10 protein-coding genes are annotated in these 12654 nt (G+C 60.1%); 7 read left to right on the plus strand and 3 right to left on the minus strand.

Annotation, left to right across the window (positions count from 1 at the left end):
* Window positions 1–349: 349 nt before the first annotated feature.
* Both L901_RS11680 and ilvC read left to right on the plus strand, forming a co-directional pair.
* Entirely contained in the window at window positions 350–1003 is a 654-nt protein-coding gene (locus tag L901_RS11680) for a TetR/AcrR family transcriptional regulator (protein ID WP_003507581.1), read from the plus strand.
* A gap of 49 nt (window positions 1004–1052) precedes the next feature.
* Complete coding sequence (ilvC, locus tag L901_RS11685) at window positions 1053–2072, plus strand: ketol-acid reductoisomerase (RefSeq protein WP_003495030.1); 1020 nt, start codon at window positions 1053–1055, stop codon at window positions 2070–2072.
* A gap of 73 nt (window positions 2073–2145) precedes the next feature.
* Here ilvC and L901_RS11690 read toward each other — a convergent pair whose 3' ends face one another.
* Window positions 2146–3177 carry an endonuclease/exonuclease/phosphatase family protein gene (locus L901_RS11690; protein ID WP_059756772.1) on the minus strand — a complete coding sequence of 344 codons (1032 nt, stop codon included), beginning with the start codon at window positions 3175–3177 and terminating at the stop codon, window positions 2146–2148.
* 108 nt (window positions 3178–3285) lie between these two features.
* Window positions 3286–3738, minus strand: a complete 453-nt coding sequence (locus tag L901_RS11695) for an RbsD/FucU family protein (protein WP_059756774.1) — start codon at window positions 3736–3738, stop codon at window positions 3286–3288.
* 273 nt (window positions 3739–4011) lie between these two features.
* Here L901_RS11695 and L901_RS11700 point away from each other — a divergent pair, with 273 nt between their 5' ends.
* The 5 genes from L901_RS11700 to L901_RS11720 all read left to right on the plus strand — a co-directional run bounded on the left by L901_RS11700 (window position 4012) and on the right by L901_RS11720 (window position 10615).
* Window positions 4012–5256, plus strand: a complete 1245-nt coding sequence (locus L901_RS11700) for a PLP-dependent aminotransferase family protein (protein ID WP_059756777.1) — start codon at window positions 4012–4014, stop codon at window positions 5254–5256.
* 330 nt (window positions 5257–5586) lie between these two features.
* Window positions 5587–6570, plus strand: a complete 984-nt coding sequence (locus L901_RS11705; RefSeq protein ID WP_059756779.1) for an ABC transporter substrate-binding protein — start codon at window positions 5587–5589, stop codon at window positions 6568–6570.
* Window positions 6571–6579: 9 nt separating this feature from the next.
* A complete protein-coding gene (locus L901_RS11710) occupies window positions 6580–8274 on the plus strand; it encodes an iron ABC transporter permease (protein ID WP_059756782.1) in 1695 nt (564 codons plus the stop codon).
* Window positions 8262–9290, plus strand: coding sequence for an ABC transporter ATP-binding protein (locus tag L901_RS11715; protein WP_059756784.1), 1029 nt, complete (start codon window positions 8262–8264; stop codon window positions 9288–9290). Before L901_RS11710 ends, L901_RS11715 begins: the two co-directional genes overlap by 13 nt.
* 215 nt (window positions 9291–9505) lie before the next feature.
* Window positions 9506–10615, plus strand: coding sequence for an endonuclease/exonuclease/phosphatase family protein (locus L901_RS11720; protein ID WP_059756787.1), 1110 nt, complete (start codon window positions 9506–9508; stop codon window positions 10613–10615).
* 30 nt (window positions 10616–10645) lie between these two features.
* Here L901_RS11720 and L901_RS11725 read toward each other — a convergent pair whose 3' ends face one another.
* Window positions 10646–12385 carry a diguanylate cyclase gene (locus tag L901_RS11725; protein ID WP_059756789.1) on the minus strand — a complete coding sequence of 580 codons (1740 nt, stop codon included), beginning with the start codon at window positions 12383–12385 and terminating at the stop codon, window positions 10646–10648.
* Window positions 12386–12654: the final 269 nt, after the last annotated feature.

Below are 12654 nucleotides of genomic sequence, written 5' to 3' on the forward strand. Positions count from 1 at the left end.
CTCTGCCCTGCCGGGCATCTCCCCCTCAAGGGGGGAGATCGGCAGGAGGCCCTACCATCGCTCCATTCGCAAACGTTGAGATGGGCGAGACCTAACCACGAGTCGATCTCTCCCCTCGAGGTGGGAGATGCCCGGCAGGGCAGAGGGGGGTAAGCTCCACCCGCTATCGATCCGCCATCAACACAAAACCTCCTAATAAAGCTCCTCAAGCCGGCATTCACGCTGCACCGCACCGCGTCAATTCTCGTTCTCCCCCGAAGAATCCGCTTGACCCCAACGCTGCCTCCGCTTAAATGGCGCTCGAACCGTACCGTACGGTACATTAATCGAGCCCCTGGAGTGGAAAGACTTGGCTTCCGACCCGATCACAGCGCAGGAATTTTCGCCGCGCCAGAACGCCGTTCTGGACCAGGCATTGCGTCTATTGGTCGAGGGCGGCGAGAAAGCGCTCACTACATCCGGGCTGGCGCGTGCCGCCAACTGTTCCAAGGAAAGCCTCTACAAGTGGTTCGGCGACCGGGACGGCCTGCTGGCCGCGATGATCACCTTCCAGCAGAGCAAGGTCCGCACCTTCGAGAAGGCGGGCGACCGCGTTTCCGCACCGCAGCTTGCCGATCACCTCGAGGTTTTCGCGCATGATCTGCTGGATGTGCTGGCGGGTGACGTGTCACTGGCGCTTAACCGTCTGGCGATAGGGCAGGCGAGCCGTGACGGTTCGAAGCTCGGCGATCTGCTGCTGGAACGCGGCCGTCGCCAGATCGACCGGCGGGCGCGTGGGCTGATCGAGGCGGGTCGCCGTTCCGGCTATCTGCGTTTCGATGATGCCGAGGAGGCATATCGCAGTTTTTACGGCCTCATCGTTTCGGATTTGCATGTGCGCATGCTGCTGGGCGAGGCGCCGGACAAGGATTTTTCCGCCCGGGCGAAGAAGGCGGTCGTCGCCTTTCTGACCCTCTACGGCACGGAAAAGGTACATTCGGAACTCAGCGGCAAACCCGCCTGAGATTCCGGTTCAGACAACTGAGAGACAAGCATTAGGGAAGGACCATAAAATGCGCGTTTATTATGATCGTGATGCCGATCTCAATCTCATCAAGTCCAAGAATGTCGTCGTTGTCGGCTACGGTTCCCAGGGCCGCGCCCATGCGCTGAACCTCAAGGATTCCGGCGCCAAGAACGTCGTCATCGCTCTGAAGGCCGGTTCGCCGACCGTCAAGAAGGCCGAAGCCGACGGCTTCAAGGTCATGACCGTTGCCGAAGCCGCCAAGTGGGGCGACCTTCTGATGATGGCGACGCCGGACGAACTTCAGGCCGACATCTACAAGGCCGACATCGCCGGCAACATCCGTGATGGCGCAGCAATCGCTTTCGCACACGGCCTCAACGTTCACTTCGGCCTCATCGAGCCGAAGGCATCGCTCGACGTCGTCATGATCGCACCGAAGGGTCCCGGCCACACGGTTCGCGGCGAATACCAGAAGGGCGGCGGCGTTCCCTGCCTCGTTGCCGTTCATCAGAACGCTTCCGGCAACGCCCTTGAACTCGCTCTCTCCTACGCCTGCGGCGTTGGCGGCGGCCGTTCGGGCATCATCGAAACCAACTTCAAGGAAGAGTGCGAAACCGACCTCTTCGGCGAACAGGTCGTTCTGTGCGGCGGTCTCGTCGAACTGATCCGCGCCGGTTTCGAAACGCTGGTCGAAGCCGGTTACGCACCGGAAATGGCCTATTTCGAGTGCCTGCACGAAGTGAAGCTGATCGTCGACCTGATCTATGAAGGCGGGATCGCCAACATGAACTACTCGATCTCCAACACGGCCGAGTGGGGCGAATACGTCACCGGTCCGCGCATCATCACCGCCGACACCAAGGCTGAAATGAAGCGCGTTCTGCACGACATCCAGACCGGCAAGTTCACCTCCGAGTGGATGCAGGAATGGAAGGCCGGTGGCGCTCGCTTCAAGGGTATCCGTCGCAATAACGACTCCCACCAGATCGAAGAAGTCGGCGCAAAGCTGCGCGGCATGATGCCCTGGATCGGCAAGAACAAGCTGGTCGACAAGGCCGTCAACTAAGCTTCATTGCTTGCAGAAGATTGGAAGGCCGGGGCGAAAGCTCCGGCCTTTTTGCATTGTGCCTGGTGCTCGATCACACGATGGCGTCTTCTTCTTCGATAACCACCGAAACCGGGAAGTGATCGGAAAAGCCACCGAGATTGACGTTTTTGACCGCATCGCCTTTCGACAGGCCGAAGCGGATCGGCCCCTCATTCTTGCTGTGGCTGACCATGGCGGCAATGGCTTCGATTTTTGCCGTCTCCTCACGCGCCTTGAAGCCGCTGCTGCCGGTCAGAAGCGATCGGGAAACGAGGATCTGATCGAAGATATTGGCGTCTCCGTTGAAATAGAGCGTGCCGTAGATGGTTCTTGCCGTGCCGACGGAATCGACCACCGGCTGGCGCAGGTAATTCCAGGTGAGATTGTAGAACATGGCCGATTGCGAGTTTTCGACATCGTCGCGCTCGCGGGTGGAATTGGCGTGGTAGCGCAGCGATGCATCGGAAGGATCGTCGTTGAAGTCGCCGAAGGCGACGACGGCAATGTCGTTGCCTTTCTCTTCCCTGATACGCTGGTGCCAGTAGCCCAGCGTTTCACCTGCCGTCATGCGAAAACCGGCGCTTTCCACCGCGCCGCCGGAGCGCGACGGCCAGTGATTGGAGAGCGCGATAAGCTGGCGGCCGCCCTTGGTGATGAAAGTGCACTGGGTAATGTCGCGCGTGCCGGTGCGGCGCATCACGAAATGGCTGAAAATCTCGTTCTCGTTGATCAGCAGCTTTTTGCTGTCATAGATGAAGGCGGTATCGATGCCGCGCTGGTCCTTGCTGGAGTCGGCGTGCACGACACGATAAGAGCGCGCGGGCATGAGGTCGTTCAGATGTTCCGCCAGCGTCTCCAGAACGAAACGGTTCTCGACTTCGCAGACACCGAGCAGATCCGGTCCCGCGCCGCCGATCTGGCTTATGATCAGACCGAGCTGTTTGACCTTGGTTTTGAACAGGTCCTCGGTCCAGCCTTTCAGATCGTTCTTCAGCCGCTCGGCAATCCACGGCTCTCGCGCCGGATAACCCTCCGGCGCAAACAGGTTTTCGACATTCCAGAACGCCAGGACATATTGGGTCATGATCCGCACACCTCCGGTTGGTTTTTCAAGCCTAGTGGAAGTTTTTGCCATAACAACTTGAAATTGTCATGAAGGTGGGCGGCCGGCGCAATTTTCCCGTTTTTGGCCTTACGTCGCCGGCGGGATGACACCCTTCGTCAGAAGGAAGCAGCCATAAAACCGTGTCTCCCCTGTGGTGATGACGCAATAGGCTTTTTTTGCCTGCTCGTAGAAGGCGAAGCGTTCGATGCCGTACATGGGCGCGGATTTTCCCTCCGCAGCGTCGATTTCCTTCTGCACTTCCACCTGTACCGGCTCCAGCTGATCCGGCGCGCCCATCACTTCCATGCGGCCGACGGAAGGCTGCAGCGGCGTATCGAGCGGCAGGACGGAGAGGATCGCCTTCATGGCGCGGGCTGCGGAGACATTGTCGATATGCAGCACCTTGCCGATGGTCGTGTGGCGGGCAACCGAATCGGAGGGGAAGTTGGTGTCTGAGATCACCAGCGTATCGCCGTGACCCATGGCGCGCAGCGCGTGCAGGACATCGGCATTCAGCGCCGGGTCGATATTTTTCAGCATGTCGTCAAACTCCCATGATGCTTTCGCCGTGTTGCGGTGCGCGCGCAATCCAGCCGGAAAACCTTGGCGCGTCAATCGCAAAGGTGTGATTGTGAAGCTTTGCGCAAGGGTGTATTTGGCTTTGTCCGCAAAATCGGGCCTCAAGGCAGGTCGGTTGCGGGCAATGTGCAGGGAGGCAGAAATAATTCGAAAAACTGATAAGTCAGTATTGCTGACGTATCGACATTTCTGTAAAGATGCACGCATAAAAACGACACAAGAGGAAACGTACCCATGCTCAATTGGGAACAAATTTTCGCCACGCGCTCTTCGCGCATGAAAGCGTCCGAAATCCGTGAGTTGCTGAAGCTGCTCGAGCAGCCCGATATCATCTCCTTTGCCGGCGGTATTCCGGACCCGGCTCTTTTCCCCGCAGAGGAATTCCAGCAGGCTTATGCGGAAATTTTTTCGGGTTCGCAGGTCAACTCGGCGCTGCAATATTCTGTCAGTGAGGGTTACAAGCCGCTGCGCGAATGGCTGGCGGGCGAAATGGCCGAGATCGGCATCGACTGCACCGCCGATAACGTCTTCATCGTTTCCGGTTCGCAGCAGGGTCTCGATTATCTCGGCAAGCTGTTCCTGTCGCCGAAGGATACGGCGCTGGTCACCTGGCCGACCTATCTTGGCGCGCTTTCCGCCTTCAACGCCTATGAGCCGAATTACGACCAGCTGAACCCCGGTGGCAACCGCACGCCCGAGGCTTACCGCGAAACCGCCGCCAAGCTCGGCGGTGCGGTGAAATTCGCTTATCTCTCGGCCGATTTCTCCAATCCGACCGGCGAAACCGTCGATCTGGCCGGCCGTGAAAAGGTTCTGGCGCTGGCCGATGAGCTGGATATCGCCGTCATCGAAGATGCCGCCTATCAGTCGCTGCGTTACGATGGCGAAGCTGTTCCGCCGATCATGGCGCTCGACATCGCCCGCTCGGGTGGCATCGAGAACACCCGCACCATCTACTGCGGCAGCTTTTCGAAGACGCTCGCACCCGGCCTTCGCGTCGGTTACATCGTCGCTTCCGCGCCGGTCATCCGCAAGCTGGTGCTGATGAAGCAGGCCGCCGACCTGCATTCCTCGACCATCAACCAGATCGCCATCGAACGTGTCGCCTCGCGCGGTTTCGACAAACAGGTCGCCAAGATCAAGGCAGCCTATAGCGCCCGCCGTGACGCGATGCTGGCTGCGCTCGACAGATACATGCCGAAGGGTACGCGCTGGACGAAGCCGGAAGGCGGCATGTTCATCTGGGTGACGTTGCCCGAGGGTATGGACGGCGCAGCTCTGCTGGCGAAATCCATCGCCACGGAAAAGGTCGCCTTCGTTCCTGGTCGTGCTTTCTTCGCGGATGGCTCCGGTACGAATACGCTGCGCATCAGCTTCTCCTGCGCCAATGAGGCGATGATCGAGGAAGGCATGAAGCGGCTTGGCCGGTTGATCGCGACGGCGCAGGCGGAAACGGGCGAGGCGCTGCCGGCGATTTGAGGGCGGCGGTTCTCGGCAGTGACGGAGGTTGTGGCTTCACCCCCCTCTGTCCTGCCGGACATCTCCCCCTCAAGGGGGGAGATCAGCAAGACGTTCTCCCGCCACTCATTTTGACGCGTTGAGATGGGCGAAACCTCGCCGCAGATCGATCTCCCCCCTTGAGGGGGAGATGCCCGGCAGGGCAGAGGGGGGTAGGCCGCGATTGATAAGGGGCATTGTCACTCCTAACCGCGATGGCCCCAACAGATCCCACCCCAAAAATCCTGCCTGTCACATACATGTTATGCAATCATGTTTTAGCGGTCCCACCAAACAACAGGGACTGGACCCATGAAAACGCTGCTCTCCGCTTTCACCGCCATCGTGTCGCTCGGCTTCATCGCCACCGCCGCCAATGCCGCCGATCTGGTGCTTTACACCAGCCAGCCCAACGAGGACGCGCAGGCGACCGTTGACGGTTTCAAGGCCGCCAATCCCGGTCTCGAGGTTGAATGGGTGCGTGACGGAACGCCGAAGATCATGGCCAAACTGATGGCCGAGATCAATGCCGGCAATCCGGTTGCCGATGTGCTGCTGATCGCCGATACCGTGACGCTGGAGCGCATGAAGCAGGCTGGCCAGCTTCTCGCCCACAAGTCTGCGGAGGCCAAGAATATCGACGCCTCGCTCTACGATGCGGATGGCTATTATTATTCCACCAAGCTCATCACGACAGGCATCATGTACAACACCGCTGCCGCGATGAAGCCGACGAGCTGGAAGGATCTGGCCAAGGCTGAAGCCAAGGGTCTGGTGACCATGCCGAGCCCGCTGACTTCGGGTGCAGCACTGATCCATGCGCAGACGCTCGCCGCCGCAAACGGCCTCGGCTGGGATTATTACAAGCAGCTGAAGACCAATGAAGCCATTGCCGGCGGTGGCAACGGCGCGGTTCTGAAGTCCGTCGCATCGGGCGAAAAGGCCTATGGCGTGGTCGTCGATTACATGCCGATCCGCGAAAAGGCCAAGGGCGCGCCGGTTGAGTTCGTTTTCCCGGAAGAGGGCGTTTCGGCCGTCACCGAGCCGGTCGCGATCATCAAGGGCACCAAGCATGAGGAAGCGGCGAAGAAGTTCGTCGATTACGTGCTGTCCGAAAAGGGCCAGCAGGGCTTCGTCAAGCTCGGCTACATTCCGGTTCGTGCCGATGCCGGCATGCCGGAAGGTTTCCCGGCTCGCGACAAGATCAAGGTTCTGCCGCTCAACGCTGCCGATGCGCTGAAGAATTCGGAACAGGACCTGAAGACCTTCTCCGACATCTTCGGCTCCAAGGGCTGATATAGCGGCATGTCCCGTTCCTATGCCTATGGAAGCAGCCAGCCGCGCTGGCTGTTTCCTTTTGTGGTCAGCGTTGTTTTTGCACTCAGCGCCCTGCCGCTCGGGCGGCTCGCCTATACCGGTATCCTCTCGTCACTTAACGGTGACATATGGCGGCTTCTCGCCGATCCGGCCCTTTGGGATGCGGCGCTGAACACGCTCTCCACATCGTTTTTCGGCATGCTGATTTCGCTTTTGATCGGCGGCGCTTTCGCGCTGGCGCTGACGCTTTGCGACATCCGCGGCAAGTCGATCCTGAGTTTCCTGTTCATGCTACCGATGATGATCCCGCCGCAGGTGACGGCGCTGTCGTGGATCGGCATGACCGGCCCGTCGAGCACGCTTTTGAAGGCCATCGGCCTTGCGCCGCCGATGGGGTCGCCGCAGCCGCTTTATTCGATTGCGGGCATCGCGCTTCTGCTCGGCGTGCAACATGCGCCGCTCGTCTATCTGTCGCTGCGGGCCGGTCTGCTGGCCTTGCCGCAGGACGGCATCGAGGCTGCGAAGCTGTCAGGCGCTTCGCCGCGTCGCGTGCTGTTCGATATCATCCTGCCGCTGTCGACGCCGGGATTGATCGCCGGGGCGGCAATTTCCTTCGTGTCCAGTGTCGGCAATTTCGGCATTCCGGCGATCCTCGGCATCCCGGCCTCGATCTTCACCCTGCCGACGCTGATCTACAGCCGTTTTGCCAGTTTCGGCACCAGTACATTCGGCGATATCGCCATCCTCTCCACCATGATCGCCATCATCTCCGTCGCTGGGCTTGCTTTGCAGGAACGGGCGATGAAGGGCAGGGATTATCGCATCATCGGTCTTTCCGGCAAGGCGGCGACCTTCCGGCTTGGGCTGTGGCGGGTGCCGGCGGAGCTTGCCCTGTGGCTCGTGCTGTTCTTCATGCTGGTGGCGCCGCTGACGGCGCTGGTGGCAAGCTCGCTCGCGCCTGCCTATGGCGTGCCGCTCAGCCTCAAGACGGCGACGCTGCATGCCTATGAGGAATTGCTTTATCGCCAGAGCGTGACGCGTACCGCCTTCCGCAATTCGCTGTTTCTGGCGACGGCCACCTCGCTTTGCCTGCTGGCGGTGACGGTGCTGACGGCCTATTTTCTGGTGCGCGGCAAGAGCCGTTTCATGTTCCTGCTCTCGGCGCTGGTCGATATTCCCTATGCGCTGCCGGGGGTGGTGATTTCCGTCTCCTTCGTGCTGCTTTTCGCGGCTCCCATTCCGCTTGTCGGCATCACGCTTTACGGCACGATCTGGATCATTCTGCTCGCCTATTTCTCCTCCTTCTTCGCCGTCAGCCTCAAACCGATGGTCAGCGCCTTCCTGCAATTCGATCCGTCGCTGGAAGAGGCAGCAAGGCTCTCCGGCGCCGGTTTCTGGCGGCGGCTCAAGGATATCATCCTGCCGCTGGTCGGGCCTGCGGCGGGGGCATCGGTCATCCTCGTTTTCCTGATCGCCTGCAACGAGCTGACGGTTTCGGCGCTGCTGTGGTCCGCCGGCACCCAGACGCTCGGCGTGCTCATTTACAATCTCGATGACAGCGGCAGCTTCGATCTTGCCTCGGCACTTTCGGTGCTTGTCGTCATCATGGTGATTTTCCTCATGGCTCTGCTGGAAATTCTGGGGCGCTATCTGCCGAAAGGAGTGGTCCCTTGGCGAAACTGATCCTCAACCGCCTGTCGAAAAGTTTCGGTGCCGGTTCGAAGCCAGCCGTCGACGATGTTTCGCTCACCGTGCGCGATGGCGGTTTTCTCGCTCTGCTCGGGCCTTCCGGCTGCGGCAAGACGACGGTGCTGCGCATGATCGCCGGTTTCGAACAGCCGACTGACGGTTCCATCCTGCTCGGCGAGCGGGTGCTGGCCGATGCCGGCAGCATGGTACCGCCGGAGCGGCGCAACATGGCGATGGTGTTTCAGTCCTATGCGCTGTGGCCGCATATGTCGGTTGCCGACAATGCCGGTTATCCCTTGAAGGTGCGCGGTATTTCAGGTGAGAAATATCGCGAGAAGGTGCGTCAGGCGCTTGCCGCCGTCCGCCTCGAGAGCTTCGCCGATCGCCGTCCCGCTGAATTGTCCGGTGGCCAGCGGCAGCGCGTGGCGCTCGCCCGCTGCCTTGTTACCGAGCCCGACGTGGTGCTGCTCGATGAGCCGCTCGCCAATCTCGATCGGCATCTGCGGCAGGAGATGGAGGAGACGTTTCGTGAGTTCCACATCCGCTCTGGCGCGACGATGATCTATGTCACCCACGATCAGGCGGAAGCCATGGCGCTGGCAACCGATGTCGCCGTGATGTCGCAGGGCAAGCTGCTGCAGGTCGCGCCACCGGCGGAGCTTTATGCGCGGCCCGAGGGCAGGCTGGTCGGCTCGCTGGTGGGGCAGGGGGCGATCGTGACATTGCCGGTGCAGGAAGTGGCCGCGCGCGACCTTGATTGGGCGGGACTTCGGGCGGCTATGGAGAGCGGAACCGGATCGCCGCAGGCGGATATTCTCGTGCGGCCGCAGGATGTGGTTCGGGATGCGGAGGGCATCGCCTGCACTGTGACGTCGGTTCTTTACGAGGGCGAGCGTTATGCCCTGCGTCTCGACATGCCGGACGGGCAGGCGCTGAGGGCGTATTCGCGGGAAGCGGTTGCAGTCGGGGACCGTCTGCCAGTGGCCATTCGCGCGGCGTGGCGGCTTTAGTGCGATAAGTGTACTTCCCTCATCCCTGTGCTTGTCACAGGGATCCAGCCGACGCGCGTCTGCGCGGCGAAAAGAGTCCTTTTAGCCCAAGGACTTGGGCTGACTGGATTCCTGTGACAAGCACAGGAATGAGGGAGGGTAAAGGACGTGGCCCTCGCTACTGGCGAGGCGGCGCGACACCAGCTAAGCTTTCCCTGTAGCAATAGGATTGATTCATGTCGCTTCGGCTTGCCACCTTCAATATCGAAAATCTCCTCACCCGTTTCGATTTCACCGGCTTTCGCAACCAAACGCGGCGCGACAGGGCGATTCAGCTTTTCGATATCAGGGACGAGGCGACCTATCAGGCGCTGGAAAGCGCGCGGATGGTGTCTTCCACCGACGATACGCGCCAGCTTTCGGCGCTGGCCATTGCCGATGCGGATGCCGATATTCTCTGCCTGCAGGAAGTCGACAACATGGCCGCGCTGCAGGCCTTCGAATATGGCTATCTCTATCGCATGGTCGGCAATGGCTACCTGCAGAAATATCTGGTCGAGGGCAATGACAGCCGCGGCATTGATGTCGCCGTCGTCATGCGTGAGGAGACGCGGGACGGCGACAGGATCGAGGTGGTCGATATCAAGAGCCATGCGGCGCTGACCTATCGCAATCTCGATCTCTTCAATCCCGCGCTTGCCGCCACAAACCAGATCGACGACAAGATTTTCAAACGGGATTGCCTGGAAATCGATCTGAGGATCGGCGGCAAGCCGCTGACGCTTTACGTCACGCATTTCAAATCCATGACCAATGCCCGCGATGCGGTCGACGCCCGGCTCGCCACCATGCCGATCCGCGAGGCGGAAGCCATGGCCGTGCGCCGTATCATCGAAAACCGCTGGGGTGTGGGCAATACGCGCAACAAGAATTTCGCCATCTGCGGCGATCTGAACGATTATCAGGAGCGTGTCGCGATTTCCGGCGACAGGCGCAGCGGCTACAGCTTCACGCCCGTCGAGGAGGAGCGCAGCGCGCTCGATATCCTCTCGGCGGATGGTTTCGTGGTCAATCCGATGATGCGTCGTGATGTCATGGATCGCTGGACGCTTTACCATTCACGCGGGCCGCAGGAGCAGCATCTGTGCCAGCTCGACTATATTTGGCTGTCCCCGCGTCTGGCGGAGACGAACGCCATGCATGTTCCCGAAATCATTCGCAATGGGCAACCTTTCCGGACGATATTCCCGCCGGGGCAGGAGGTCGAACGTTATCCCCGCACCGGCTGGGATCGCCCCAAGGCTTCCGATCATTGCCCCGTGGTCATGACGCTGGATTTGATCTAGTCGAAGCGAAGTCCGCCGCCGGCGATGTTCTTAGCCGTTCGCGACCTTTGGGAAATAGGTTGCCCAGACCCGGTTGCGGCCCGCGCGCTTGGCTTCGTAAAGCCGGTCGTCGGCGATGGCGATCAACTCGTCCCAGCTGTTGATCGCACGCGCTTCCTGCCAGACTACGCCGAAACTTGCCGTCAGCGACAGGCTGCTTTGCTCGTCGATGGTCTGGGCTTCGATCAGGCGGCGAAGGCGGTCGGCCGTGGCCGTCGCCGTGGCGTGGCTGACATCCTGCAACACGACGACGAATTCCTCCCCGCCATATCGAGCGAGAATATCGTCCTTGCGCAATGCGCTGCGCAACAGGCTCGCGGTCTTCTGAAGCGCGATGTCACCCATGGCATGGCCGTAACGGTCATTGATCGATTTGAAATGGTCGATATCGACAATCATCACGCCGAGCGACTGACATTGCTCCTCGCCCGTCAATATGGAGCGAACCGCCTTTTCGAGTGCGCGGCGGTTGAAGACGCCAGTCAGTGCATCGGTTTCGGAAAGGGTGCGCAGCTGTTCGGCCAGCGCACGCTGCTGGTTTTCCATTTCGCCCTTCTGGCGAAGCTGTTCGCGCAGGAAATCCAGTTCCTCGAACATCTTCTTCACTTCCGGAGCAACCCTGTCCTCATGATTGCTCTCGGAAAGATCACCGCCGGCGATGGCTGCGATCTGCGCCTGGACGGATTGCATGGGCCGGAACAGCGCGGTTTTGTAAACCGATGTCAACCGCAACAGCACCAGCACAGCGATGCCGGCGAGAAAGAGCGAGGTTCCGCCATAGATCAGGGCCTCCTGCTTTTTCTTTTCGATCCGTGCGCGCGTTTCGGACAGAATAAGGTCGCGCAGGGTGTCGGACGACCGCATGCCCTCGATATAGTTTCTGGAGAATTCAAGCGCGCTTGGCTGGGCGGATGGCACGGCCATTACGATCGTGTTTTGAGCGTAACGCAAAGCCTGACCGAAATATTGGGTTTCAAGATCGCGCAATGCCCCGTCCAGTCGCGGCGTCGAGAGATAGGCGGCGGTATAATTGATCAGCGATGCCCTCAGTGACAGCAGGCTCTGCATCTCGGTATCGAACTTGGCGCGATAACCGAGCTTTTCCTGCCTGTTCGCCTTGAGACTCATGATCACATAGGAACCGAGGCGGCCGATCCGGTCGCGCATCACGCCCGCCGTGCCCGTCAGTGCAATGTCAATCGCCACGTCGGGCGTCACCTTGATGATGGCGCGTGCGGCCCTGCCGCGCAGCAGGTTGACGCTGTCCGCCGCCTTGAACATCGATGAAATCGCGTTGGACATTGCGCCGTGGTTACGCGCGTCAGGGGGGAGCGCGGCAACCTGATCGACCAGCTCTCGCGATTGCTCGAGCTTTTGGCGGGTTTCAGCAAGTGACTTCGCCAGTTCAGGCTGCGTTCTGATATCGTCGGCGAAGGATTTCTCCAGCTCTGACAGCTTGTCGTCCGTTGCCTTGCGCGCGGCGGCAAGCCCTTCGGCCAGCCTTGCATCCGGCACGGATGCGCCCATCAGATTATTGGCGGGGCCTCGCTCGGCCGACACCAGCCATGCGGACTGGAGAGCGGTTTCAAAGCGGGTGAGCTGCGCGGCATTGGTGCGATAACGCAGAAAATTGTAGACGCTGGGCAGCGCGGCAAGGGTTGCCAGCAGGATGGAGCTTACGGCGATGATGATCGTGCCCGTCAGCTGGATTTTCTGTATGCTCGCGCGCATATGATGCGTTGTTCTCACTGGAATGGTTATGTTTCATCGCCATTCTAGTGGTGCTGCGTAAATACTTCGCTTATTTTCCGGGCCTTTTGCTACAATTGCGATCATGCGGACAGCCCGGCCGGCCACGGTGTGGAAAAGCGGTCTGTCGATGCCGCAGCGTTAGTTTTTGCTTTACACCAAGTCAGAATCTGATAGTTGGCAAGGCACTGGCTTGCCCTTGTAGCTCAGTTGGTAGAGCACCTGATTTGTAATCAGGGGGTCGCGGGTTC

The sequence above is a fragment of the Agrobacterium sp. D14 genome (assembly GCF_001526505.1).
Classification (GTDB): Bacteria; Pseudomonadota; Alphaproteobacteria; order Rhizobiales; family Rhizobiaceae; genus Agrobacterium; species Agrobacterium leguminum.

Coding starts and splice junctions, on each gene's coding strand:
- ilvC (WP_003495030.1), top strand. CDS start 1,053: ATGCGCGTTTATTATGATCGTGATGCCGATCTCAATCTCATCAAGTCC.
- L901_RS11690 (WP_059756772.1), bottom strand. CDS start 3,177: ATGACCCAATATGTCCTGGCGTTCTGGAATGTCGAAAACCTGTTTGCG.
- L901_RS11695 (WP_059756774.1), bottom strand. CDS start 3,738: ATGCTGAAAAATATCGACCCGGCGCTGAATGCCGATGTCCTGCACGCG.
- L901_RS11700 (WP_059756777.1), top strand. CDS start 4,012: ATGCTCAATTGGGAACAAATTTTCGCCACGCGCTCTTCGCGCATGAAA.
- L901_RS11705 (WP_059756779.1), top strand. CDS start 5,587: ATGAAAACGCTGCTCTCCGCTTTCACCGCCATCGTGTCGCTCGGCTTC.
- L901_RS11710 (WP_059756782.1), top strand. CDS start 6,580: ATGTCCCGTTCCTATGCCTATGGAAGCAGCCAGCCGCGCTGGCTGTTT.
- L901_RS11720 (WP_059756787.1), top strand. CDS start 9,506: ATGTCGCTTCGGCTTGCCACCTTCAATATCGAAAATCTCCTCACCCGT.
- L901_RS11725 (WP_059756789.1), bottom strand. CDS start 12,385: ATGCGCGCGAGCATACAGAAAATCCAGCTGACGGGCACGATCATCATC.